The 26,000-nt window shown below is 59.4% G+C and carries 22 protein-coding genes and 1 CRISPR repeat array; of the genes, 6 read left to right on the plus strand and 16 right to left on the minus strand.

The annotated features are described in order from the left end of the window. Positions 1–3: 3 nt before the first annotated feature. Positions 4–355: direct repeats of the CRISPR family, unit length 30 nt; unit sequence GCTTCGACCCTACAAGGGTTCGTCTGAAAC. Between the two features lie 259 nt (positions 356–614). The 5 genes from cas6 to BMY29_RS10795 are packed head-to-tail and all read left to right on the plus strand — an operon-like array spanning position 615 to position 8,083. Then, the gene (gene cas6, locus BMY29_RS10775; RefSeq protein WP_049992249.1) at positions 615–1,373 is read left to right on the plus strand and encodes a CRISPR-associated endoribonuclease Cas6; all 759 of its coding nucleotides are present in this window, start codon (positions 615–617) and stop codon (positions 1,371–1,373) included. After that, positions 1,370–3,556 carry a TM1802 family CRISPR-associated protein gene (locus tag BMY29_RS10780; protein ID WP_049992248.1) on the plus strand — a complete coding sequence of 729 codons (2,187 nt, stop codon included), beginning with the start codon at positions 1,370–1,372 and terminating at the stop codon, positions 3,554–3,556. Before cas6 ends, BMY29_RS10780 begins: the two co-directional genes overlap by 4 nt. Before the next feature lie 25 nt (positions 3,557–3,581). Continuing rightward, positions 3,582–4,610, plus strand: coding sequence for a type I-B CRISPR-associated protein Cas7/Csh2 (cas7b, locus tag BMY29_RS10785; protein ID WP_049992247.1), 1,029 nt, complete (start codon positions 3,582–3,584; stop codon positions 4,608–4,610). A gap of 22 nt (positions 4,611–4,632) precedes the next feature. Continuing rightward, complete coding sequence (gene cas5b / locus BMY29_RS10790) at positions 4,633–5,481, plus strand: type I-B CRISPR-associated protein Cas5b (protein ID WP_049992246.1); 849 nt, start codon at positions 4,633–4,635, stop codon at positions 5,479–5,481. A gap of 10 nt (positions 5,482–5,491) precedes the next feature. After that, positions 5,492–8,083, plus strand: coding sequence for a CRISPR-associated endonuclease Cas3'' (locus BMY29_RS10795; protein ID WP_049992245.1), 2,592 nt, complete (start codon positions 5,492–5,494; stop codon positions 8,081–8,083). Between the two features lie 753 nt (positions 8,084–8,836). On the opposite strand, the gene BMY29_RS10800 is transcribed toward BMY29_RS10795, so the two are convergent. Beyond that, the gene (locus BMY29_RS10800; protein ID WP_049992244.1) at positions 8,837–9,550 is read right to left on the minus strand and encodes a hypothetical protein; all 714 of its coding nucleotides are present in this window, start codon (positions 9,548–9,550) and stop codon (positions 8,837–8,839) included. Positions 9,551–10,288: 738 nt separating this feature from the next. Between BMY29_RS10800 and BMY29_RS10805 the strand changes: the two genes are divergently transcribed. After that, positions 10,289–12,733, plus strand: a complete 2,445-nt coding sequence (locus BMY29_RS10805) for a BGTF surface domain-containing protein (RefSeq protein ID WP_074854708.1) — start codon at positions 10,289–10,291, stop codon at positions 12,731–12,733. Positions 12,734–12,825: 92 nt separating this feature from the next. Here the strand turns inward: BMY29_RS10805 and BMY29_RS10810 are convergent, their stop codons facing one another. The 15 genes from BMY29_RS10810 to BMY29_RS10880 form a co-directional block, all read right to left on the minus strand. Then, entirely contained in the window at positions 12,826–15,591 is a 2,766-nt protein-coding gene (locus BMY29_RS10810) for a fibronectin type III domain-containing protein (protein WP_049992279.1), read from the minus strand. Positions 15,592–16,396: 805 nt separating this feature from the next. Continuing rightward, complete coding sequence (locus tag BMY29_RS10815; RefSeq protein WP_177179245.1) at positions 16,397–17,860, minus strand: glycine-rich protein; 1,464 nt, start codon at positions 17,858–17,860, stop codon at positions 16,397–16,399. Positions 17,861–17,926: 66 nt separating this feature from the next. Next, positions 17,927–19,078, minus strand: a complete 1,152-nt coding sequence (locus BMY29_RS10820) for a hypothetical protein (protein ID WP_049992283.1) — start codon at positions 19,076–19,078, stop codon at positions 17,927–17,929. 3 nt (positions 19,079–19,081) lie between these two features. Further along, on the minus strand, positions 19,082–19,681 hold the full coding sequence (locus tag BMY29_RS10825) for a hypothetical protein (RefSeq protein WP_049992284.1): 600 nt from the start codon (positions 19,679–19,681) through the stop codon (positions 19,082–19,084). Further along, complete coding sequence (locus tag BMY29_RS10830) at positions 19,678–20,898, minus strand: hypothetical protein (RefSeq protein ID WP_049992285.1); 1,221 nt, start codon at positions 20,896–20,898, stop codon at positions 19,678–19,680. The genes BMY29_RS10825 and BMY29_RS10830 overlap by 4 nt, the downstream gene beginning before the upstream one ends. 24 nt (positions 20,899–20,922) lie before the next feature. Next, complete coding sequence (locus BMY29_RS10835) at positions 20,923–21,444, minus strand: DUF4352 domain-containing protein (protein WP_049992286.1); 522 nt, start codon at positions 21,442–21,444, stop codon at positions 20,923–20,925. Positions 21,445–21,641: 197 nt separating this feature from the next. After that, complete coding sequence (locus BMY29_RS10840) at positions 21,642–22,157, minus strand: hypothetical protein (RefSeq protein ID WP_049992287.1); 516 nt, start codon at positions 22,155–22,157, stop codon at positions 21,642–21,644. Between the two features lie 3 nt (positions 22,158–22,160). After that, on the minus strand, positions 22,161–23,090 hold the full coding sequence (locus BMY29_RS10845; protein WP_049992288.1) for a phage tail tube protein: 930 nt from the start codon (positions 23,088–23,090) through the stop codon (positions 22,161–22,163). A 31-nt stretch (positions 23,091–23,121) separates the two neighbouring features. Beyond that, a complete protein-coding gene (locus BMY29_RS10850; RefSeq protein WP_074854711.1) occupies positions 23,122–23,646 on the minus strand; it encodes a hypothetical protein in 525 nt (174 codons plus the stop codon). Between the two features lie 3 nt (positions 23,647–23,649). Further along, positions 23,650–24,117, minus strand: a complete 468-nt coding sequence (locus BMY29_RS10855; RefSeq protein WP_049991310.1) for a hypothetical protein — start codon at positions 24,115–24,117, stop codon at positions 23,650–23,652. Further along, positions 24,114–24,875 carry a hypothetical protein gene (locus BMY29_RS10860; RefSeq protein WP_049991309.1) on the minus strand — a complete coding sequence of 254 codons (762 nt, stop codon included), beginning with the start codon at positions 24,873–24,875 and terminating at the stop codon, positions 24,114–24,116. Before BMY29_RS10860 ends, BMY29_RS10855 begins: the two co-directional genes overlap by 4 nt. A gap of 6 nt (positions 24,876–24,881) precedes the next feature. Then, on the minus strand, positions 24,882–25,190 hold the full coding sequence (locus BMY29_RS10865) for a hypothetical protein (protein ID WP_049991308.1): 309 nt from the start codon (positions 25,188–25,190) through the stop codon (positions 24,882–24,884). Positions 25,191–25,193: 3 nt separating this feature from the next. Next, positions 25,194–25,394 (minus strand): hypothetical protein, encoded by a 201-nt coding sequence (locus tag BMY29_RS10870; RefSeq protein WP_049991307.1) that lies wholly within the window; start codon positions 25,392–25,394, stop codon positions 25,194–25,196. Positions 25,395–25,396: 2 nt separating this feature from the next. Then, positions 25,397–25,792: a hypothetical protein gene (locus BMY29_RS10875; protein WP_074854713.1), complete on the minus strand. Its 396-nt coding sequence runs from the start codon at positions 25,790–25,792 to the stop codon at positions 25,397–25,399. A gap of 11 nt (positions 25,793–25,803) precedes the next feature. Then, positions 25,804–25,989 (minus strand): hypothetical protein, encoded by a 186-nt coding sequence (locus BMY29_RS10880; RefSeq protein ID WP_049991305.1) that lies wholly within the window; start codon positions 25,987–25,989, stop codon positions 25,804–25,806. Positions 25,990–26,000: the final 11 nt, after the last annotated feature.

Raw genomic sequence — 26,000 nt, forward strand, 5'->3', positions numbered from 1 at the left:
GCTGCTTCGACCCTACAAGGGTTCGTCTGAAACGGTTCGCTCTCGGTCACCGACGGCGGCGACGAAGTGCTTCGACCCTACAAGGGTTCGTCTGAAACCCGATTCGTCCGACCCGAAGATGCCGAGCCCGAGGCTTCGACCCTACAAGGGTTCGTCTGAAACACGCTGACGTTCGACGACGGGATCGACGTCGTCCAGCTTCGACCCTACAAGGGTTCGTCTGAAACGGTCTGGTGATCGCCCGCACCGGGGTCGGCTCATTGCTTCGACCCTACAAGGGTTCGTCTGAAACGCTGTGGTTGTCGCCCATCGTCTCTTGTCTGTTGCTTCGACCCTACAAGGGTTCGTCTGAAACCATGCCGGAATGTCGGCTGTGAGCAGTCCTAGAGTCCACTCATACAAATCGATTTCCGTCGACCTTCAATAGCCTGCTAACCTTGGGGGGTTGACGGACAACTAAGACCGCCGATCGCGTGAACAGTATAGATTCGAAATCCGTGGTCTAACAGAACCTGTGGATGAAATTACGCTACTGGCCGAGAGGTCTGTTCGGATGTTTGCTTGTTTCACTACATTTTTATTTCCTGCGTTAGGTTATCAACATCCGCCACAAAATGCGAGTGATCATCGATTTGACGGCCGAGATGGATGCTGCCTACGATCCAGAATACCACGGCCGTCTTCGAGCACGGATCTGGGATGCGCTCCGTGATACAGAGTACGACGAACATGGAGCGGAAACGCCCGGATTCACATTCTCTAATCCGTTCCCCTGGGGCGACCTCGATGAAGGCGACGAACGACAGTTGCTCGTCTCCTCACCGCGGGAAGATCAGCTAGCGACCATCACCGCTGATCTCCTTGAGAATCCGGAGATCCATGCAGGGTCGATGCCGTTTCATATCACTGATGTCCGGCCGCTTGACCCAGATGTCGGGCCACCAGGCACTGAGGGAACCCTCGAGACAGCAACCGGTGTGTACGCCGTTACTCCGCCACAGTACCTCGACAATCCCGATAAGCATGACGACGAGACGTTCTGGCGACCGGAACACGGGATGGAAGCCTTCTTCGACTACGTGGAAACGCAACTCCAGCGCAACCACGACCGATTCATGCCGAATGGTGATCCGGGGCCGAAAGAGGTCGACGAGCCACTGTTCGAGGAGTACGAGATGATCAAGAAATACTGGCTCGATATTCAGCTCTCGGGCGGTGTCGAGTGGACAGTACTGGTCTCAAAGTGGCGGTTCCCCTATCGCATCCGCGATGATCACCACCGCCGCCACCTGAACCTCGCTCTGGATGTCGGCATCGGCCGCCGGACGCCACTCGGCTTCGGCTTCCTCAACAAGCAGATGGACGAAGCATGACAAGAGTGGCACTCGACGCTGACCGAGATCGAGAGGCCATCGAAGAGATTCTCCTCGATCGTTCCATGGCGTCGTTGTACGATGTGGCGTACCTCTACGGGAAGCTTCACACGCTGAACGCGGTGCGAGCGTACTATGTTCCCGCTTCCGAGCGACACATCGAACATATGACCCACGAGTCACGCCAAGACTACTACGACCAAGAGGTCGGTCTCATCAGTGTTCTCGTGGATTTGACTGGCGATGAACCCTCATTCGGCACCGCTACCGAGACCGATGGGGGAACGGGCGACACCATGTTCGTCGCGGAGTCTCTCGACCGTGAAAAGATGCTCCGCGTCGGCTTCAGTCGTCAACCGAGCCGGACCTCAGGACATAATATGTCCATCGCTCATGACGCGTCGGAGAAAGATGCCAGCAAATGTCCGGGGTATCTTGAGAAGATGTTCAGTTCGTGGGCTCAGTCAGATCCAGTTGTAGACGTAGCCGACGAGCACCCCGACGGATGGGTGCTGGAGCAGTTGGCTACAATCGGAGACGACAATGATCTCATTGACCAGCTCGTCGACGCCGAGGAGTTCGTTCAGAACACGTTTGGGGACGAGTTTAGTGGTGTGGTTTCGCTCAAGTTGAGGCTCCCTGAGACAGACGGGTACGTCTACCCTGGAGAAGTCGATGTGGTCAATGAAGCGACTCGCCAGCGGTGGATTGCGAAGCAGATGCGGGAGTACTCCGAAGCCAAGGACTCGACCGGTGAGTCACGGGGTCTAGTGACCGGCGAGGATGGAGAGGTATTCGGAATGAGTGACTCTCCACTCCAACGGTATCAAGGGAAGATGGCAGAAGCGTTCCCAAATCTCGATCCTGATGAGAGCTGGCGGAACCGACCACTCACACTCGATGCGACCTTTGCAGTCCTTTCCGGTACTCTGTTGCTCGAGAATTTCGTGCAGATCCTCGGCGAAGATACGACAGCATACTATGTCCCGTACGTCCCCAATCCAACGGTCGAGCAGGCGGTTGCGCTGTATGAGTTGGCAATGGACGCCGCCGACAACAGCGGAGCAGCAGTCAGCGTCGTCGAAGATGCTGCTACCAATCCGATCAATCCGCTGTACGACGATCTTCAGATCCACTACGTGGCGAGCTACACGCCAGGGAACAAGCGCAAGTTCATCGAGGAAGAGCCGTGCGTTGATCCGAAACGGATTCGCGCTATCCAGGAGGAACAGACCGAGGTGCTGCGGGGCAGCCTTCTCACGCCCGATCAGAGCGGCGGGCCACCCCTGTATCCTTCGCCGCCATACGGTCGACTAGCCGATAACGGAGACGAAGACCAGGGCAGCAAGTACCTGCGCCCCGAGAACAATACGGTGGTCATTACCGGTGTCCTCACTGGCGGCTATTTTCAGAGTACCTTCCGCCACCAGAGTACAGATGAGGACAAGGACGACCATGGGACGACAGACATCCGTGCGGAGGCAACGAGTACCTCACTCGCTTCTGACGGCCATATCGATCCGGACTGGCTCCTCAAGCAGTACGTGCCCCGACTGATCAGCGAGCAGCGGAATGCGTTCGAAGAGGGGAACGAACTGCCCGAGTCGTTACTCACCCGCCAATATGTCCAGATGCAAGCCCTCGCTCGCGCGGGTATCCTCGGAAATGCATCGTCAGATGACCCTCGAACAATCCCGATCAGCGAGGAAACTATGACTCAGACAACTGACTTCAGCGACAGAGACGATCGACTCGAACAGTTCATCGACAGCCATCCCGCCCTCGCCGAGGATGAGGAGCGGCGTGCAGCGTTTCTCCTCGGCGCACTGGTTGGTCGCGTGGCCGCGTATCAAAGCCGAAAAGGCATTTCTCGTACCGTTATTCGTCAGCACTCTATCGACGCAATGACGCGTCGCCGATTCACCGCCACCCTCAGTAAGGTGCTGGAGAAGAACGCACACTACTCGGACAACTCCGAGAGCGCAGGAATGCTGATGAACGACCGCTACATCGAGCGACTGAACGACATTGTGCATCGACGGCCACCAGAGGAGTGGTCGCTCTCGACCGACGACCTCCGGATGCACTACGGTCTCGGGCTCACCTACGGAAAGAACGACACCACACTCGAAGACGAGGATCTAGACGAGGAAGCAGCGAACGAGGCACAGGCTGCCAAGTAATTAACCATCACACACGACATCAACAATGACTGACGACACCAACGACACAATCCAGAACCGCTCCGAAATCGCGTTCGTCATCGACGCCAAGGACACCAACCCCAACGGCGACCCACTCACCGCCGATAACGAACCGCGTATCGACCCAGTCACTGGGCAATGCGTTGTCACCGATGTACGGCTTAAGCGGTATCTCCGCGACCAACTTGCAGAGGACGGCCATGCTGTCCTGATCGCGAATCCGAACGACGACGTGCTGACTCGCGAAGAGATGTACGATGACGTCGAGGAAGAGATGGGTGTCAGCACCGAAGATGCAGAACCCGAGGAACTTCTCAAGGCGTTCGTCAAAACTGCCGCCGACGTCCGATACTTTGGGGCGACGATCTCGATCGATACAGATCTCGCCGACGATCTCCCCGACCAGTTCGAGGGACCGGTGCAGTTCAACCATGGACGGAGCTATCACGAGGTCGCCCGCAATACCGAGTCCAAGCAGCTCGCTACCGTCATCGCCAACGAAAACGATGATGGCAGCAAGAAAGATCAGGGTACGTTCGCCACGGACAACCGTATCAGCTATGGTGTCATTGGATTCGGCGGACGAATCAACGACAACGCTGCCGAGGATACCCGACTCACAGAGACGGACGTCGAGCGCCTTGACACCCTCTGCTGGCGGGCACTCAAGAACCAGACCGTCACACGGTCGAAGGCGGGCCAGCAACCTCGCCTCTATGTCCGCGTCGAGTACGAACAGGACGGCTTCGAGATCGGCCGGCTCAACGACCGAATCGACGTGGCCAGTGACCTACCAGAGGACGAGATCCGAGGCACAGACGACTTCCATCTCGATGTTTCAGAACTCGTGACTGCTCTCGCCGATAACGAGGCCCGAATCAAGACCGTCCACGTCACAACCGACAGTGCAGTCGACTTTGTGCTCCCTGAGGGGGAGACGGGCGACCGTGAGGCGTTCTACGCCGCCCTCGAGGACGCCCTCAGCTCCGAGGCGATCGACACATACGACGTGTACGAGCGGTACACGAACTGATGCGCTCTGTCATCAGTCAATCATGACGCAGCAAGACCTTACTGACTATGAAGCCGCTGGCGACGATACCGCGTCAGCCGACCAGGCGAATGCGTCATCAGATTCGGCGTTTATTCCTGATACCTGTATCGGGTTTGACGTAGCCGCCGACTTCGCTCACTTCCGGAAGGTTGGAAACAACAGCGCCAAGCCCAGTTATCGTGTTCCGCCACGGACCACTGTCGCCGGTCTGCTCGCAGGTATTATGGGAATGCCGCGGAACAGCTACTACGACCTGTTCTCGCCAGAATCCTCTGCACTCGCTGTCGTCCCAAAGAATCTGCCCCATACCTACACGATGGGGATTACAACTGTCAACACGAAGGCCGACGACGCTATCCAGTACCTTCCGCACGAGAAGAGCTGGCACCATGGGGCAGAGATGCTGACACCTGAGTCCTACGTGGAGTACGATCGTCAGCGTGACACCTACGAGATGCTCGTCGATCCGGTGTACCGTGTCTACGTGGCCCTTGACGACAACGATATTCACGACGAGCTGTTAGAACGGCTTGAGAAGTCGCGGTACCACTACTCGCCGTCGCTCGGCCTCTCCGAATGCATCGCCGATATCAGAGCGGTCGAGACCCATTCAGTCGAACCGGCTGCTACGGACACTGTCGACTCCGCCACATACGACGACTCTGCGGTCGTCCCCAGACCAGGTGTTACGGTCAAGCGCGAGCGGGCACCGCTCTACATGGAAGCGACCGATAGTGGCCGGCGCACGACCGAATTCGGGAATATCACGTATGCGATCGGTGACGGTTCCCTCCCTGTAGACGACTCCCGGACACACGTGGTCGGCGAACACACTGTCGTCTTCTACTGACACACGAAGCATGTCTTTCGACCAGTACATTTCTCATCCAGCCAAGACCAGAACCGACGAGCCAACACTCCTCATCGGCAAAGAAGGGCGATTCGACGATGGCGGACATCTCCGGTTAGTTGCAGACCGGATGGTGGAAGCATGTTATGGGCAAACGCTGGCTGACGGGACGTCGGCAGCGACTGTCGCAGAAGTGATCGGCCTCACTCACGACTTCGCTAAGCTGAGCCGCTGGGTGCAGAAATACCTCCGCGATCAGTCTTTCCAGCGATCCAAGGAGTACCGATATCACGCCTTCCCGAGTGCCCTCGTTACTCTATACTGCCTGCTCGAATCCCATGACGAGATCAGTGATCACGCGGCTGAAGTGGCCACACTCGTGGTTGCGGGCCATCACGATACACAGTCTCCTCCAGAACCCTCTACGATGGCAGAGAACTACGGACGAACCACCTGTGGAATACAGGAGAAATACGAGCGAGTTCGCGAGCAGTTCGATAACATCGGCGACGAAGTGCCGGAGAGGGCTGACCGAATTATTCGTGCTGCGACCGACGGAGAAGGATCGTGGGATGATTTCCGTGAGTGGTCTGACTGTCGCATGGACCCCATCGATGGGGCACACGACCATCTCATGTATTTCGCCCGGATGGGCAATGGCTCTCCCAGAGATGACTACTATGTAGACGTGATAATACTCTGGACGGCGCTCAAATTCGCCGATCAGACAGCGGCAAGCGGGCTCAAGGATGGCGACCTTGGTGGAAGCCTTCCTGATCGGAGTAAGCTGATCGACCACGTCAACGATCTCGATGATGAGGAAGGAATATTGGCAGACCTCAATGAGCTCCGAGATCAAGCTCGAGAAGAGGCCACAACGAACGTCGAAGATCTCGTCGACTCCGACGATGTAGGTCTAATAACGCTACCAACTGGATTCGGTAAAACATATGCTGGAATATCGGCTGGCCTCCGCGCTGCCGATATTAGCGAGAGTCAGCTAGTGTACGTCCTCCCCTACACGAGTATCCTTGATCAGGTTGCAAGAGAGATCCAGTCCGTATTTGGTGTCAGTCCCTACAGTTCGTCGTTCACGTTACATCATCACCTCACAGACACCTACACTGGGATCAGCGATGAATACACTGACGCCGACATCGGGCGTTCCCCGGGCGCCCTCCATGCGGAGTCGTGGCTGAGCGGTCTCACTCTCACCACGACCGTCCAACTCTTCGAGTCGCTAACAGCCCCCACCGCAAGACAGGCGACTCGCGTTCCGTCACTCGATAAAGCTGTCGTCGTGATCGATGAACCACAAGCAATTCCCGAGAACTGGTGGCAGATAGTCCCCAAACTCGTCGAGTTGCTTGTCGACACGTACGAGGCCACAGTCATCCTTATGACAGCTACCCAGCCAGGACTCGTCAAATATGGATCACAGACACTCGAAACACGGGAACTGACGGACAACACTGAGAAGTATACTGATTTCCTTGCTGAAAACCCGCGGGTCACCTATCGGATTGATGACAGCGTCCAAGCAGAGTGGGGGGACGACGCTGCAACTATTGAGTACTCAACTGCAGGGAACCGCATAGCTGCGGCAGCTACTGATAGCAAGGATGTTCTTGCTGTCTGTAACACACGGGAAAGCGCAAAAAACCTCTACCGGCACGTAGTGCCAACAGAAATGTCAGATACAGGCAGTCCTGTTGAATTAGGGCAGATAATCCACGAATACGTAACACAATCTGGAGATCTGCCATCACCCACCGAACTTCGACAGTTTGCCCTTGATTCCGTAAATAGGTATGATTCCGACACCGTTTATGCGTATCTCTCTGGAGATATCCGGCCAGATGACCGCTCGCTGATTATTGATGCCCTTTACGATGATGGGGCAGGCGATTCGGATAATCCCGATCCGCTACTCAGTTGTGACATTTCAGTTATCCTCGTCTCTACGAGTATCGTTGAAGCCGGTGTTGACGTTAGCTTCGACACTGTGTTTCGCGACTATGCCCCGATCCCTAATATTGTCCAGTCCGGTGGCCGATGCAACCGTTCGTTCGGCACTACAACGGGTGATGTGATTGTCTGGCGGCTCAGCAATCCAGAGAACGGAGCTGGAATCCCCTCGCTGGTGATCCACGGCGGCGACGGCGGCGACGTACTTCCTCTCCTTCGACAGACTGGACGCATCCTTCGACAGCACGCGGATGACGACGGCACGATAGATGAGTCGACAATGGTTTCCGAAACAATATCCGATTTTTATATATCTCTGTTCGAGGGACCACTGGAGCCTGGCGATGAGCAGCTCGCTGTTGCCATCGACAAAGCTTCGATGTCCGCGTTGGAGAACGAACATATGATCAACGAAATCGAGGGCTACGAGGATGTTGTTGCATGCCTCACTGATCGAGAACAGGACAACTTGCTTACTGACGATGTTGATGTGAACGAAATTTTTTCGCATCCGGGTGCGCAGGTCAATACTGATCCAAGCACATGGGAACACAAGGTTACAGCGGGAGCCTCGACTTATCTGATTCTGGATGCCCGCGAACAGCCCTATCATCCAGTCTTCGGTATTCAGTGACTGCGGTTACCATATGAAGCCGCCGCGAAAGAGGACCTGTGAATACAACTGTTCTATCGGTCAGTTGGAAGTCCACAGACGACTGATCGAGACTCCCGGATCCGGCCAACATTAGCTGAGAATGTAGGTGCTGTAATTGGGGCTAATTTTGATGGCCTTTGTGAATCAAAATTGAGACGTGCGCTCGCACTGCAGATCAAGCATGTTTCGACCCTACAAAGATTCATCTGAAACACTCTACCGTTCCCTCGAACGTCACGGTATTGCTCGAGGACCCTACAAGGGTTCGTCTGAAACCGGCGCGTGTCGCGTGGCTCCCGGAGGCAAAGGTAGCTTCAACCCAACAAGGGTTCGTCTGAAACCACGCTGTAGTACGCGACCGGCGCGAACCAGACGCTTCAACCCCACAAGGGTTCGTCTGAAACAGCCTGATCGGACGGTTCTCGAGGGACGTGGCGGCTTCAACTCCACAAGGTTCGTCTGAAACGGAACTCAGTGTAGTATTCGTGGTACGGGTCGTAGGAGCTTCAACCCCACAAGGGTTCGTCTGAAACCATGCCGAAATTCCGGCTCTGAAGGCTAATATAGTCTACTCACACAAATCGATTTCCGTCGGCCCCGAGTAATCTGTGTACCCAAGGGGGTCGACGATTGAGTCCTTCTCCAGAGAAGTTGCCATGAAGAGCGATGTCTTGGTCAGTATCACACCACTCACTCAAGATCAATACGAAAAATAGCCGCCGGACGGACGCGTTACAGGCTGTAGAGTGCGTCTCGGGTATACTTCACTGCGTCAATCGTACACTCAGATGGAATTACGGTGTATTCGCCATTCCAGTAGTCACGATCAACACTGCACTGACCGTGCTCAACATGATAGGTCACGTCCCGGCCTTCGTTGTACTTCTCCCAGACCTCACTCCCTTCACCGCCAGTATAGAGACATGCCATTGGAGTGACTTCACCATCGTAATCTGGACCAAACTGAAGCGTTCCAAGATCATGCTCGTGCATGTGGCCACCACTATCAATCATGTCCTGAACCTCGCTGACTGACTCCGAGTCGATGAGGTTGTGGAGTGCTTCCATCACCGCCAGGCCTCTCGCGATCTCCGGATTACCACCGACGCCAATCACTGCAGACCGCCGTTGCTCAAACGCAGGTTCGTAGTCACTACCAATTTCAGTAACTCGTGCGGCATCCGAGTATTCGTGCCGTTCATCAAGTAGGAGGTGATTCCCTTTATCAGCGTCAGTGTAGTCCTCAAAGTTATCATGCCATTGTTCGAGTACGCCATCACTGTTGTCGTAAAAGTCACTAGCGTCGCCGCTATCGTCTAATTCTACATTCACATCGTCATGGAGAATAATTCGAATTGCGCTATATGACGTATCGTAGTCCTGAGACACCTGATAGATGTGTTCAAAGGCATCCCACAGAGCCCACCGGATTTCGTTATCAGCCATTTGGTATTCATGGTCGGTACCGTTTCGCAGGTATAGGTGGAACTCAAATTCTCCCTTAGATGTGGCTGCAACAGCTGTCGACGTAAGTCCAGCGAACGCAACAGAGCCTGCACCGATTGATTTGAGGGCGGTTCGACGCGAAATTGTACTTGAATTTATCCTGTTTGAGCTACCTGATTGGTTCGACATATTACAGGATGTCCTATAATACAGTTTTATTTAATTATTGCTGTTAGAGATAGGTAATGGAAATAATAATGTCGGCATAGTCGATTGGACATAGACCACAATAGAGAGAACTCTGTTGAGAAAGGTGTGAGAGAAGATCTCCGTCTGACTGGCATTAAAATCGCACTGCGGGGAGAAAAGCTACGGTCCCTACCCGGTAGCTAGCCCCCGTACAGTGCGAAACGCCCAGTAAATGGGTGTTACGTGGGGATTCCTCCCACATAATTAGCTTGGGTCTATATCCGTATTACTCTTACGGCGATGAAAGATTAGATTCCATATGATTCCTTGCAAATCGGCAGTAGAGACGTTCATCGGCGTTTCTTAATCCAATTCGATATATATGTTCTTGGACTTATAAGATCACAAGACTTATGCCGTGTCTTGGACGACTGCTGAGTACCCCTAACCCGGGAGGCTGGTAGTTACGCGACGATGTGTCGAACGGATGCTGGTAGTCGCCTTCCAGTGAATTGCGCGCAAAATACACAGACAACATACATACAATACATGACAAGCGAAACGACCTACCGCGAAAAGGGACGTGCAGTCGTCCTGGCCGCGCTGATGGTCATGTCCGTTGTCGCAATGTCCGCGGCATTCGCGGGCGGTGTGGCAGCAAAGCAACCGGCAAGTGCAACTAATGACGTAGTGTACACCTCTCCTGATGGAGATGGTGGATTAGACGGAGACGATCTCTGGCTAGGTCAAGAGGTAACTGTCGGCGAGTTCACCGACCAGTCCGGGTTTGAGATCCACTCCGGACTCTCTGGCAGCGATAACTACGTGACGACTGTCAAGGTCGGCGATGATAATATGGGTACTTTCGAGGTCAACGCTGATGACTTCGAAACCGGTGAACCATACCACATTCAGACGGACGGGAACACCTGGAACGACACAGAATTCTGGGTTGAATCCGAGAATCTCAACGTCGAATTCACGCGTGACACCGTCAGCTCAGACGACGAAGCTGTTCCTATTACCTTCGAGTCCGAGCGTGACGCCCAGTGGGTGAACGTCACCTCTGATAATCTCGAAACGAGTGAGCTTGAGCGACTCTTCGCTGACAGCGAGACCAACGACGGTACGGTTGCGCTAGATGTCGCCATTGAGGACGGCGACTCGACGGAACTGACCGCCGACTTCAGCAATGCTGACCTCGACGCTGGTGAATACAACCTCACCTTCGATGTGACGGATTCGGCCGCATCCGACACTGCAACAGTCGAGGTAACTGATTCTCGCCTCGACTACGCCTTCACTGACGTTGAGCAGACCACCCAGGGCGAGATCGCCAACATCACCGTTGATGTTGCAGAGGGCAGCACCCCCGTTATTACCTTCGGTGGCACTGAGTACGGATACGCTACGCACGCCGAGCTGACGAACGTCGAAGAAGAAGAAGTCGTCGTTCAGTTCGACACGCACGACGTGCACGATAACCCGTGGAGCGTCCACGAGGATTCCGACGCTGAGATCGCTGAGAGCGACACGAGCGTCTACACCGCCGACGGGTTCGACCCTGAGGACCCGCTCCCCAGCTACAACTGGGACCTGTCGATCGGTGACGAGCTTGACTCGAGCTCTTCTGACGATTACGATCTCGCCAACGAACACGACCGAGATCGACTAGTCGTTCAGGACCGCGCGGAAATCGGTGACGTGACGACTAGCACCGCACCGGAATCTGACACTCTGGAGACCGTCGACGACTTTGAGGACACCACGGTCACTGAAACGAACACGATCGCCGAAGGTGACCACCTCATCGTCAGCGTCGAAGACTTCGGTGCAGAGGGACTTATCGAAGACATCGCGAACGATGGCAGTTCCCTCGAGGGTGCCCTTACCAGCGAGGGTATCTTCGTGGAACTCACCGAACAGAACTCGGGCCCCATCGGCACCGCTACGGCCTGGAACTCGAGCACTCTTACTGAGAACGACGATGACGAGTCGCTTGAACTCACCGGCATCACTGTCGATGAGTACAGTGGCGACCTCATCCTCAAAGTCGACGTCCCTGAGGGTGCTAAGGAGCTAGAGACGGGCGAGACCTACGACTTCTCGTTCAACGTCACGCAGGCGAACACCTACGTTGACGATGAAGATGAGACATTCGGCCACGAGTCCACGATCTCGATCGAGGACCGTGAAGTCGAGTGGGACGCGATTGAGTCGCTCCCTGCTGCTGAAGACGCAACCGCAACCGGTACGACCACGGTCGCACCCGGTACGGAACTCAGCGCTGAAGCCGACTCGCCGACCGATCAGGGCGGCTTCGTTCAGGTGGCTGACGCAGTCGTCACCGCTGGCGACGACGGCAACCACCAGTTCGCCGCTGAGTTCGACCTCAGCGAGGAGACCCCTGGCTCCACCTTCGACCTCTACGTCGAGGATCGCTATGATTCCTCCGTGAACGACGAACTCACGGATGTCAACCTCACGGCAGCTGACGAGCCTGTGGTCGCCATCGACGTCTCCGGTGACGCACCCTCGGCCGTCAACGTCGACGAAGACGCGACGCTCGACGTGACCGTCACCAACAACGGCGACGCCACCGAGACCGTCGACTACCACATCGACGTCAACGATGACACTGTTGTGAGTGACGAGCTCGAACTCGAAGCCGGTCAGGAATTCACCGACAGCTACGAGTTCGACACCAGCGAAGCTGGTGACCTCGTCTGGAACGTCCACGCGAACGACGCTTCCGACTCCGGCACGCTGACCGTCGAAGAAGAGTCCACTGACGACACCGGTGACGACTCCGGTTCCGACGACAGTGGCTCCGACGACAGCGGCTCGGACGACAGTGGCTCCGACGACAGTGGCTCGGACGACAGCGGCTCCGACGGCGATGACGGCGAAGACGGCACCCCCGGCTTCGGTGTCAGCGTCGCTGCTGTCGCGCTGCTCGCCGCTGCGCTGCTGGCCCTGCGCCGCGACAACTAAGCTGTAGAATCACCGGACACACGTCCGGCCCCCTAATTTCCGCGGTTTTCTTTTATTGGTCGTCTAAGTAGTAGCAAGGCACTGTACTGTAGTTAGACCCGCTCGCTTGTCGCCTCTAACCGGGACTGCATACGTTGGACGGTCTCGTCCACACGATTTCGACTCCCCAGACGCAACTGCAACCCGTCGGGACTTTCCTTGACGTCGTAGACTACCATCGCATCGCCGGGGATGTCCTCGAGGTCGAGCGTCTCGATCAGCCCGCTGATCTCCTCACCGGCAGGGATCGTCACGTCGGCCTCGTAGCGCGGCTCACTCAGCTCGTCGACGAGGGCGCGAGAAGCCTGTGTGCAGGCCCGCTCGCTCGAGGCCTGGGGGATGTCCTCGACGATCTCGGTCCGCGGGTCGCCGTCGAAGTCGGGATGCTCGTACGACCCGGAGACGTTGTAATCGTAGTCGACCACCAGCTCCTCGCCGGCGTCGATCCCGCCAGCCTCGGGGATGTCCAGCTCGCCGGCGCCGGTCCGCAGCTGGTAGTCGAGGTTGGGGCGGTACTGCGTGCCGTTGTCGGCGCTGCGAACCCGCTCGGTCCCGGCGATGACGTCGGTCTCCTCGAGAACGACCGCCGTTCCGGACTCGGCAACGATCGACTCGTCTTCGACGCGCGCCCGGCCGCCCTTAACGATCGCCTTGAGGATCCGCCGGGACTCTTTTGTGACCTCGTAGTCGGGCTGGACCGCCGGATCGGAACCGGCCGTCCGCTGGCCAGGCTGGGCCCACTCGACGACCGTCTGGTCGCCGTCCTGTCGGACTTCGTACAGCGAGTCGGAGTCCTCGGCGATCGTCGCGAGGATGTCTTTGAGGTCGCCATCGAAGTTGCGGTTGAGGATGATCGGCGTGTCGTCGAGCAGTGCCGTCAACTCGTAGCTGTCGACGGTCTGGCCCTCGGTGCCGTAGCGGGGGATCGCCCCCGTGCCGGCGTCGCCGTACCGGGAGAGGCCAAGCTCGACGAACAGTTCGCCGGTGAGGTCCGCGAACTCAGCGCTGACGGTCGCCGAGTTGGACTCGCGGACGAAGGTGAGGCCGTCGTTCGAGAGGCCGACCGACTGCTGGCCGCCAGTATCGTCGATGTCGATGTCGAGGTCGCCGCCGCGGACCGAGAGGACGGCCTGGTAGGCGTCGAGGACGACACTCTCGAAGTCGGGCTTGGTCTGGGGGTAGTCGATCCCGCCCTCGTTGTCGACGTCGTTGTCCCACTCGTAGACGTATTGCGTGTCGTGGATCGAGACGCCGGAGACGTCGACCGCGCCCTCAAACTCGAACGCGACGTCGATCCGAAGGCGGTAGGTCCCGGGCCCGACGTCGCCGTCGGTCCACGGCTCCGTCCCGATGTTGTCGAACAAATTGCTGCTATCGCTCCCGTCGCTCGTGTACCAGAGCAGCCCGCTCTCGGTCGTGGTATCGACAAGCGTGATCCGGCCGATCTCAGCGTCGGTCTCGTGATCGATCAGTGCCGCCTCGAGCGCTGCCGGATCCGACTCGGTTTCGAGGTAGGCTGCGATCCGGAGGTCGGCGCCGCTGATCTGGTAGTCGATCTCGAAGGGGCCGAATTCGTCGTAATCGTCTCTGTTCTGATAGGTAAGGTAATTCTGGCCGATGTGGTCAGGCGACGATATTGGGGACCCAGTCCCCGACTCGTAGAGCGTCTCGTTGCTGATGTTCAGCAGGACGTTCGAGTCCTGGATGGTGATCTCGCCAGCGTCGGTCACGCCGATCGGGATCTCGTCGAGAGGGGTGAACTCCGTGACGTTGTGCCACTCGTCGGCACTGGCAGGGTTCTGTGCCAGCGCTTGGGTCACCTCGCTCTCGGGTGGGTCGACGTGCGCGGCGTAGTCGGTGTACTCCTCGACCAGCCGCTCGGCGAGGTCGTGCGCCGGCTCGGCGATGACGTCCTCCTGGACGCGACGCTCGAGTTGCGTGCCCCCGATGCCGACCAGTTCGTCGCGGCCGGGAGCGACCGAGACCTCCTCGATCTCGCCGACCGGGCGACGATCGCCGTCCTTCCAGACACGCATGGCGGCGCCCTCGAGATCCGCGTCGAGATAGGTCTCGCCTTTCGGGATCGGGATCCGTGCCTCTGGGAGCGCGTTCAGCCGCGGCAGAAGGGTTGCATCGTCGAGGATCTGCGGCGTGAGCGTCGTTCCGGAAGGATGATTGGCCTCGGCGTACCAGCCCCGCGGCGGGACGGCGCGGTCCTTGAGGCCGACACTGTCCGTCGTGGCCGTAACGGTCTCCGGACTATCTGCGTACTGCCACTGTGTTCGAGTTCGGAGAAGGTACTCGTACTCGCGATCGGGCTGTGCAGTCTCATCGACCCCTGAGGCTGCATCGTCGACGAATGACTCGACGAGGCGCCATTCGTTGACGTCGTAGTCGTAGTCGGTCCGACGCCGATAGAGTTGATGCGATCCGCGGAAGTCGTTGTTGATAGTCCAGCTTAGCGTGACGGAGGTTGTGGAGACGCTGTCGACCGAAACACTATCCGAGCCCAGGAGTTTAGTGATTTCCTCGGCGCTCAGCCATGAGCCGGTCTTATGGTCAGTCTGCGATCGGATCCGGACGGAATACTGCTCGCCGCCGAGGATGCCGTCGATGACGTACTCGAAGGTCTGGTAGCCGACAGTCGCTTCGTGCTGGTAGGGTGGATGGTCGCCGTCGGGATCGTCGTCGCGCAACTCGATTCGGTACTCGCCGTTGTTGAGCGCGTCTTCCCACGTCGCGGTCAGCGACTCGGGATTCGAGGCGTCGAGCAAGAGGCCGCTGGCATCGGGCAAATCGGTCGTGAAGGAGACCGTCACTGCGCATTCACCTCCTGCTTCAGTGGTGGTCGTATCGGCTTAGAATCCCGATTCTCAAGTCCAGCCTCTCCGACATGATGCTCGGCGCACAATGTAATGAGGTTCTTCTCGAAGTGTGCGTCATCCGGGTTATCGAAGTAGCGGACAGGGATTTGATGGTGGACGTGGAGAGCTCTCCCGCTTTCTGTCTCTGTTTTCTCACACCCTGGCATCTGGCAAACGTCTCCCTTCACTTCTCCTCGCACCGTCGTCCATGTACGGCCGTATGCAATTCCCACACTCCCACCCTTCCACCGCGGGTGGTTCTTGCCCGACAACTGATCCGAATTTAAAATACCGAGACAAGACTTCGAGCAGGTCTTACGACGGTCGCTAACGGACCGTTTGGCGCTGAACTGATTACTACAGATCACGCATGTTTTCTTCACCGCACCCCCGCCCCAATTCGGGGCGTCTTTCCCTGTTTTATCCTTTGCTTTGCAGGAGGCCGAACAGTAGTTACCGGGTTCCGAACTTGGATAGTATTCGAATTGGTCGCCGCAGTAATCACACGACGTTTCGCACCGACCGATATCGTCCTCCTGTAGACACGACCTCGAGCAAAATACTCCGTTAGAATTGCCGCTATAGTATTCGAACTCATCTCCACAGTTTGCGCAAACAATAGTATCAGTAACAAGGGATGAGCCATGTTTGTGATAATGGTGGAGGTTCCTACCCTTTTCAGATTCGAAGGTGTCACCGCACTCAGGGCACTGGTGACTCATGTATCAGTATGCTGCCTGTATTTTATTTAATTTTTTCATTATTGATCTTCCCTCGTGCTGGTTTCAGCCGTGTAGGTTTCGACAGTCGCTGAGTACTCCTGACCGTCGAGCAACTCGGTCGTCGTCACTGTCTTCGTTTCGCCTTCGACGACGGGATCGAAATCACTGCCGTCCTGTGAGTAGCTACTGTCCGCCGGCCGCTGGAGCAGCAGTCGGTAGCCGTCGGCGTTGTTGCTGGGGTCGGTCCACGAGAGCGTCACGTACCGCCCGTCGACTGACTCGACGCTAAGACTCTCGACCGCTGGAAGTTCTGTTAGCACCGACTCGGAGACAGACCTCGTCGCGTCGCCTGTATCCCGTCTAACGGTATACTCGTGAGTCACGCCGTCGAGGATATCCGTATCGATGTACTGGTGGTCGCCTGGACTGCTCGTCTCGATCGTCGTCATGCTGTTGACCTGGCGTTCGAGCGTGAGATTCCCATCGGGGTTGTCGTCGCTGTCAGCGTAATCGACGGTCACTTCGCGGAACGCCGTCTCGACGACATCGACCGTGGGGGTAGGGAGGGCAGTTGTCGCGGAGGCTTCATCCGACGGATCGGACTCTGAACTGCCTCCAACGGTCGTGACGCGATAGTAGTACGATCGGCCATTGATAAGGCCAGTGTCTGTGTACGACGCCGAGGTCGTCGATCCGACCTGGGAGTAATCGCTCAGCGAACTACCCGTCGACGTCGCACGGTAGATGCGGTACTCGTCGGCATTGATCTCTGCATCCCAACTGAGATCGACCGAGCTATCTCCTGCTTGCTGGGCAGAGACGTTAGTCGGTGGGTCGACGGTGATCGTGATGACGACTTGCCCGTCGGTGTCCGGAGATGCGCCCCCGCCGATTGTTGTCGAGGCGTCGGTCACGTCGCTGATGTAGGAGGACCCTCCCCCTCCACCGACAGCGGAATCGTTGAGCGAGGCAGCACCCCCTCCACCCCCATACCAACCGCCGCCCCCGCCGCCAGCGCCGTCATAGATTTGATCGGAATCGCCAGCGCGGCCTCCGGCACCGAACGAGCCGTCCACGCCACTTTCTTGTCCATAGCCACCGGCCCCGCTTCCGCCCGAGGTTTGCGTCCCGCCGCCGCCATAACCGATGTCATAATGCTCTTCGCCGTCTTCGCCTTGGAGACCGCCACCATCCCCGCCCTGGTAGGAGTCGGTGTATGGTGCGCCTCCACCCCCGCCAGCGACTATGATTCGATCGTCGAGTGTACTGCCTCCATAGCGGACGTCGGAGGCTCCACCCCCACCATATCCATTTTGGGACGGATCATCGCTACAGCGGCCCCCACGCGCACCGCCGTTAATCCCGCCGGCATTTTGCTCACCCGCACCCCCGACGTTGATCGTGATCGTCTCTCCAATGAGGTCATCGCGATCCCCGACTGCATAGCCGCCGGCCCCGCCGCGGCTATGACCGCCGCCGGCACCGTATGCCTCGATTGTCATTGACGTCCCCTCCTCGGGGACGGTCCAGGTATGTTCGCCTGGTGTGTCGAAGACATACGTCGCCATCTATCGACGCACCTCGTTACGCGCGACCAGCCCTTTCGACGCGTTCGGATCCACGACCAACGTCGAAGCGATCGGCGACAACCAGTCCTCGAGGTCCGGGTCGATCGGTCCGTTCTCGTTCTCGGGGATCGTGAACTGGACGTCGTCGTAGCCGCGGTTGACGATCGCGTCCAGGGCAAACAGCTCGCCGTCGACGTCGAATGTCAGCTGGGCCTGGTCCCGGACCATCGCGACGCCGGTAAGATCGACGTCGAACAACTCGACCGTCGACGGCTGATCGGCCTCGAGGCCGACCGTCGACCAGACCTCGTTCGTCGCGTCCCACTCCTCGGCCTCGAGCGTCCCGTTGGGCTCGTCGAGACGCAGCCGGATTCGGCCGTTGTCCATCACGATCGGGGCGTCGAAGTCGTGCTGCGTCGAGAACAGTTTCTGCCACTGCAGGTCGCCGTTCGCATCGAGTTTCGAGCCGTGGCCGAGCGTGTCGTAGACCCGGCAGTCGGCCAGTTCCTCGTCGGTGTACGCGATCTCGTAGAGCAGCGTCGGCGTGCTGGTCCCGACCGCGGCTTCGCCATCGTCGACGTCGTAGATCTCGACGTCACCGAGCTCGGCGCTGCGCGTCTCGATCGAGGACGCCGGTGCACGGGCCTGGTCCTCGGGGTTGTACCACTGGACCTTCGATGCGATCGCCGGGACGCCGACGCGGACCGGACTCGTCGAGTTCCCGAACTCGTGGTCGAGTTGCCGCCGGTTCGTCTCCAGGGCCCGCCAGTGATCGTTGCGCGTGCCCTTCTTCGTCAGCGAGAGGTCGAAGCGCTGGACCTCCGTCGTGTGCGGCTGTACCTGCTCGACGTCGGCGTCCTGGATCGCGTAGTATCCATCCTTGGACGTCGCCTCGTCAAGGCCGGCCAGCGGGATCTCATCGAAGCCCGACGCCTGGGCCAACTCCTCGAGTTCGTCAGCCATCTTCCCCGCGTAGCGGGCCCGGTAGAGCCCGGTGATTGTCTGGTCGCCAGGCTCGCTCGAGAGCTGCTCGACGATGCCGCCGTCCTGACCGAGGATCCCGGCCGTCGCGAGTTGCTGCTGCAGCTGTGCTGACAGTCCCGACTGCGAGTCCTGCGGGACGACGAGCGTGTAGAGTTGTAGGTCTCCCATGCGTTAGCCCTCTGTCTGTTTGCTACCGTCGATCGCCTGCTGCAGGTCGATCGTCTCGACCCACGTCACGCTCCCCTCGTAGACGCTGCTCTGCTCGGTACTGTCGAATCTCATGTTCGGGTTCTCGGGGACGACCTGGAGCGGGCCGTATCGCCCCTCTGCGCTGTATTCGCCGACCTCGAGGATCGCCGGATTCGTGCTGTCGATCCGTGCGGCGTTCAGATAGCGATCGAAGACGGCCATCTGCGCGTGTAGGTCCTCGCCGGTCGCGTCGGTCGCGTCACCGCCGTTGCCGGTCGCGCCCCACTGGTGGGGCGAGCCGGTGTAGCCACGGAAGTCGAGTGTGACGGCGTGGATACCCCCGCCGATGTCGAACGAGAGTTCCTGTCGGATCCCGTCGCCGACGTCGGTGTCTGTCTGCTCGGCAATCATATCGAGGACGGTGTCCGCGATGATCGAGATCGTCCCGTCGCTCTGGAAGAACTCCTCGGTCCGCGTCTCGAACTCGACCACGATGTCCGACGGAAACACGAACGTCCCGTCGACTGTTTGGTCGCCGATCTGTGCGTTCTGGATCGTGACCTGCGGTTTGATCCACGTCATCGTGTCAGATCCCGTTCGAGGTTCTTGACCTTCCGCCTCAGATCGCGGATCTCACGGTCGATCTTCCGCTCGAGGCTGTCGAGGTCGGCGTTGATCGTCGGCGAGTAGGTGATCTGCGCCGGGCGGCTGGTCTGCTGTCGGGCCTGGTTCTGATTGCCGCCGTTGGACGGCTGCGCCGGCTCTGTCTCCTGATTACCACTGCTGGACGGCTGCGACTGGTCCTGACCGCCGCTGCTGTCCGAATCCGAATCTATCGAATTGATGAACGAATCGGTCTCGCTGGGGGTCAGCGCGCGGTTGTTGTCGATGTCGACCTCGTCCACGCCCTCGATCTCGCTGAGGTTGGGTCCCGCTTGCTGTGCCGCGGGCGTCGATGCCGACGTCTTCGATGTTCTCGGATCGTACGAGGCCTCGTCCGTGACATCAATGACCTCGCTCGCGGCAACGGCTACGGTCCCTACGACGGCGAGGACGGCTGCAGCGGGGAGTGAGAGCGTGCCGGTGACCGCCAGTGCCGCCGCCGCTGCGACAGTAAACACCCCGCTAACAGCAAGGACGTCGGATGCGTTGAGGTCGATGGTTCCGGTGACGGCGAGGACGGCTGACGCGGCGACCGCAAGTACGCCAGTCACCGCGATGATCGCAGGGGCGCTCAGAGTGAGGGCCCCCGTGATCGCCAGTAGACTGGCAATCCCGAGTGTGATCGTCCCAGTCGTTGTGATGATCGACTTCGGATCCATGTCGATGGTTCCGGTGACGGCGAGGACGGCTGACGCTGCGAGGCCGAGCGTACCCGACACGGCGAGGACTTCCGCCGCTGCAAGGGACAGCGCGCCACTAACCGAGAGGCCGCTGAGCAGACTCGAGATACCGCCGGCGAGGCCAGCCGCCGGGAGGAGGCTGGCCAGGCCATCACCGCCACTGCTCGCAGCGCCACGCTCAGTCGCCTCGAGAATCTCCGAGAGGAGCGTGTTCCGTTCCTGATCGAGTTCGATCGTCTCCTCGAGCGAGCCCGATACGCCGGAGAGCTTCGTCCCGATGGCAGTGGTAGCCGTTGATGCAACGCCGCCTGTTCGATTGCCTGTACGCCTGGTCGTCGAGCCACCTGTCCTGAGATCGACGCTGACGCCATCCAACTCACGCTCGAGTTGTTTGCTGGCGCTTTTCAGCGACGATTTCGAGAAGGACAGGGCTGCCTCGGTGCTAAATTCTGTCATGAAAATCGGGGTGTGGTGTGCGCGCTACTCGTCAGGGAACGCCGCGGAAAGCGACGTGTCGCGGGTGAACGTCACGTCGAGCCGGTCCTGAAGATCCTGGGCGGCCGTCAGCGTTGCCTCCGTCATATCCTCAGGAATCGAGAAGGCGACCCAGCCGGTAACCGTCTCGCCGGCGCCGGGCGCCATCCCGCGGAGGAAGTGCTCATCGAAGTGGACGACCTCATACGTCTCGCCGGCCGCCGTAACGACGTACTGCGCCACTTCCAGATCGCGCTTGACGTCGCCGGTGTTGGTGACGTCCATCCGAACGATCAGCCACTTCTCCCCGTCGTCGGCGAGCGTCGCCTGGTCGCCAGGGGAGAGTTCGCGGTCGATCCGCGCGGAGTACGCGATCTCGAGCGAGACATCGGCATCTTCGGCACGGAGGTCCTCCGACTCGAGGGCCACGTCGGCGACGGTGTCCGGGTCCGGATCGGTCTCCGACGCCGCCGAGGAGCAGCCGGCAAGCAGTGGGACAGCCATCGCGAGGTAGTGTCGGCGGTTCATGTCCGTGACGATTCCTGTCGGATCGGGATAACGTTACTCATCGCCGAACCGGGTAGGGTGGATCACTGTCGCAACCGTGGCGATCGCCTCGAGGTCGCGGACCGAACACTCGCGTGCCACATCCGGTGGGATACCGCAGGCGCCGGCGACGCCGATCAAGAAGTCGGCCTCGACGCCAGCAGAAACGTCGCCTGGATCTACATCTCCGCGAGTAAGTCGTCGTAGCTCATCTGCCCGTTTCCCCCTATTCCGGTCAGCTCGTCGATCTGCGATTCGGCCCACATGAGGTAGTGGACCGGCAGATTAGAGACCGTCGCGATGCGTTGGTCTTTGTCCATCGAGTCGTCGAAGTACGGCGCCTCTTCGGTCCCCATCTCGACCTGATAGATTCGCGCCGCGCCGGTGCCGGCGCCGTCGATGTCGTCCTGCAGGCGCCCGAACTCGCCGCCGGTGAGTCCCCCAAACGTGACCTCATCGACGTCCTCGTCCCACGCCGGCGCATACTCGGCGTCGAACGCTTCGTCGCGGGCCCACCGAACCCCTTCCAGATGCATCTGAAGGGTCTGAAGGCGTTCGAGGAGAGTCTGCGCGACGCTCTCGTCGACATCTTCCTTGGCCCGCAGTTGATCGATGACTGCGTCGAGTTCGTCGATTTCGTCTTGTAGTCGCTGCTCTTCGTCGTCGAAGTTGGAAGTTTCAGTGCGGAGAGGCATGGTTTAGTTGACAGTTACGCCGCCGGTGACGTTGAACGTCGTCGAGTCGGTCGTGTCCGTGTCTCCGTCGGTGATGAGGTCGGACCAGGAGTGCATGGTCGGTTTGAGCTTCGCGAGGTTGTACGTCGAGACGGACGCCCCGTCGACGGCGATGTCAAGCGCACCCGAGACACTGTTCATCCGGGCCGCGGTCGTGGTCGCGCCAGCGCTGCCGTAGGCGAGCTCCGTGCGCGACGGGCCGGTGAAGATCGCGTCGACGGTGAGTTCCGTCTCGGGCCGTGCGAGGACGGCGTCCTCGGCGATGTGACTCGCACCGCGCTGGAAGCGGCTGATGTTCGAGATCGACAGTTCGGCCTCCTGGAGCTTGGCGACGGTCGTCCCGTCGATAGTGAGGTCGACGCCGTGCCACGCCGCCGACGTCCCGTCGGTGACACCGTTGATCGACGAGGGCGTGATCGACGTGTTGAGGTTCTCGTCGGCGTAGCCCATCGACAACGAGTAGGTGACCGTCTCGCCCTGCTGGTAGCTGACCGAGTAGTCGAGTGGCACACACCCGACCAGTTCGCGTTCGGCCGTGCCGTCGAGGTAGTCGATCCCGGTGTAGACGCGACCGCTCGCTGCACGGCCAGGCGTGAACCCGGTCCCGTCGGCGTTGTTGAAGACGAGGTCCTCGACGTCGCTGTGGACGTCGCTCGAGACGACCGCCTCGACGCCGAACGCGCCCTCGAGGTTGCCGGCGATGCTCTCGACGTACTCGGCCTGGTCGCCCTCGGACATGTTCGAGAGCGCCCGATCGAGTTCGAGATCGGTGACCGTCGGATCTCGGCCGAACTTCCAGTACTCGGGCGTCCCGTCGGAGTCGCTGTCGACGAGGTCGCCCATGAACGTCTGCTCTTTGGCGAACGCCAGCGTCGCCGCACCAGCGCCCGTCATGCTGTACCTCCGTCAGTGGTGTCGTATCGGATCATGGTTGGTTTGCGTAGCCGATGAAGCGGTGCTCCCAGTCCCGCCGGAAGTAGTCCATGTCGTCGTCGCTCAGGTCGGTCTCGTTCTCCGGTGGACTGATCGTGTGGTAGGCGACCGAGCCGATCGGGTCGCCGTCGACGTCGTCGACGGTCGGGTAGGAGCGCTCGACTGCGATCGCGTGCTGCGCGTAACGGACCAACTGCTCGAAGTGGTCCGTCGAATCAATATGCCCCCACTCGCCGGACTGAGACGTCATCCCCTCAAAGCGGATCGACACGGTCGTCTCGACGCGATGGTCGTACTCCGTTCCGACCGCCTCCATCGTCCGGTCGCCCAGCGAGGCGGCGATCGCGTTCCACTCCGTGAGCTCTCGCCTTTTCGTCCGCTCGCCGGTCTCGAGGACCCGCGGCTCGTCGCGGTTGATCCGGGCCTGCACCGGGTCACCGTCGGCGTTGGTCGGCCAGGCGGCCGGCCAGTTCGCCTTGATCGTCTCGAGGATCCACGTTACTTCGTCTTGTACCATCTCTTAGCTCACCTCCTGTCGCAGCCACTCGAGACCGGCCTGCACGAACCGCGACTGCGGGAGGCCGGAGACATCAGCATCGGGGAGAAACGCAGTCCCGTCGGGGAACATCTCCGCCAGGTATGGATACTTGTCTTGGTCAAATCGAAAGACAAGGACGGGATCGCCGTCGATTGTGTGGTCGCTCGTGCCGTTGTTGAAGAACACGGCGGCGTCATGCTCCCAGCGCCACGTAACCGTCAGTTCGCCATCCGATCGGTCGACCTCGACGCCGGCGAATGAATCGATGATCGACTCGGCGTCGTAGTCCGTGCGGCCGGCGTACGAGCGGAGCGTGCCATGCGAGACTCGGACCGCCTGGTAGACGACCGGGTTCTGCTGGCCGACCAGTTTAGACTCGGCTTCGTCGAGAGCCGGCGGTGGTCCCTCGATCGAGAACGTGGCGCTGGCCGCCGTGTCGTTCGCGCTCATCGATACTCGTCGAGGAGAGCAGCGTCTTCGATGTACGGCTCGAGCTTCTGAATGCCCTGTCGCCCCCAGCGCTCGGACTTCGTCTCGAGGCTGACGAACTGACCGTTGTCGGGGATCGACGTCACGAACTCATCGTCGATGACCAACTCGCTCGCGGCCAGCAGCGCGACGCCGCGCCGGACGTTCTGCGGCAGTTCGGGGTGGCCATAACTGAAGCTGACGTAGACGGCGTTCGAGAACGAATCGAGCAACGGCTCGTCATCTTCATTGAGAAGGTTCTCACTGTCGAGATAGAGGTGCGAGACGCCGCCGTTGTTGATCCGAAGATAGTAGTCGGCGCCGAGAGCATCGGGCCACAAGCCGCCCTCGTACTCGATCGTCCAGTCGACGTAGCCGTCCGGCGTCCGGACGAGTAACTCTGAGATCGACTCGGCGTCGCGACGGGCCAACTCGAGCCGCGTGTACGAGCCTTGCCACGTCTTCGGCGTCGCCGGCTCACCCACAAGGTGAGCCCCGCCAGTCGGGATCGACTCCTCATCGTCTCGAGTCTTCGGTCCCGTCGGGACCAGGCCATGGTCGTCCTCCGACGGCGCGCTCTCGGCGTACCAGTGGCACTTGGTCGCCTTCTCGACCGTGGTCGAGATCGAGTCGATCGCGTCAACGACGATCTTGTTGTTCTCCGACGCGAGCGCTGCAGAGAGGTCGGATTCCTGCATGACGCGGCGGACATCCTCGACGGTACAGTATCCCGTGGACATGAGAAGTTACCTCGGGTTGTTCCGCGCTTCGGCGCTCAGCGTCGTCCCATTCGCGCTCGTCAGCCGCACCTGATCAGCCTGCGGGACGTCGACGATGTAGCTCCCGGTCGCCGAAAGCGTCCGCTCGTCGACCTCGTAGGTACCAACGTCGCCGACGATCTCGACCGTCAGCGTGTCGTCGGCGTTGCCTTCGAGGCTCTCGAGGTTGACGCAGATCGCCGGCGTGTGGTAGCCCGCGATCGAGGCAGTGGCCGTCTCACCAGCCGCGAACGTTTGCGAGTCGGCGAGCGCGGTACTGTCGTTCCAGGCGGGCATGGGTTAGACCTCCTTGCGGAGGGTGTACGCCGTTCCCTCCGGGACGAATACCTCGAGGCGGATGTCGTCCGGACTGTCATCGTGGACGAGGATCCGTTCGCCGTTCTCGGCGCTCTCAGTTGTGATGTTCTCAGGCAATGCTTCGAACGTCTCTGTCGAGAGAGGCGTCTCGTCGTAGATCGTGAGGGAGTACGTCTCGGTCATTGTCATCCCTCGATTTCAGCACGGCGGACGCCGAGAGCGTCGTAGACGCCGGCACGATCCTTGCCGTTCTCTTCGTTCTCTCGAAGCGTTTCGAGGTGATCGTCCCACTCGCCGGTCTCGAGCTCGGCTTCGATCTCGTCGATGGTGAACTCGCCAGGGGCGGTGACGATCGAGTCCTTCGTCTCGGGATCGGCGTCCGCTTCCTCGCTCTCGGCTTCTGCTTCGTCGCTGGCGTCGTCCTCGTCTTCGGCATCGGCGTCAACGTGCTCGAAGCTGCCGACGTCCTCGACCAGGTGCTTGGCTAGTCCTAGGGCGACCTCAGCTTCATCGCCAGGTTCGAAGGTCACGCCGCCGGTCCGATAGCGGCCACCGTCACCAGTGTAGCGTACTGTTGGCATGTACGGTCACCTCAGACAGCCGTGGTTCCGACCGAGACGATTCCTGTTCCGGCTTCGTAGCCGCGGTACTCGTCGGCCGTCGTGTTGTACCAAATCTCGCCGCCTTCGAGGTTTGCGGTCGACGGATCCGCCGACAGCCGACGGACGATACGGTGCTCCTCGTACGACTCACGGACCTTCTCGTTAGTGGTTGTCATCTACAGTCCTC

This window comes from Natrinema salifodinae (genome assembly GCF_900110455.1).
GTDB classification, from domain to species: domain Archaea; phylum Halobacteriota; class Halobacteria; order Halobacteriales; family Natrialbaceae; genus Natrinema; species Natrinema salifodinae.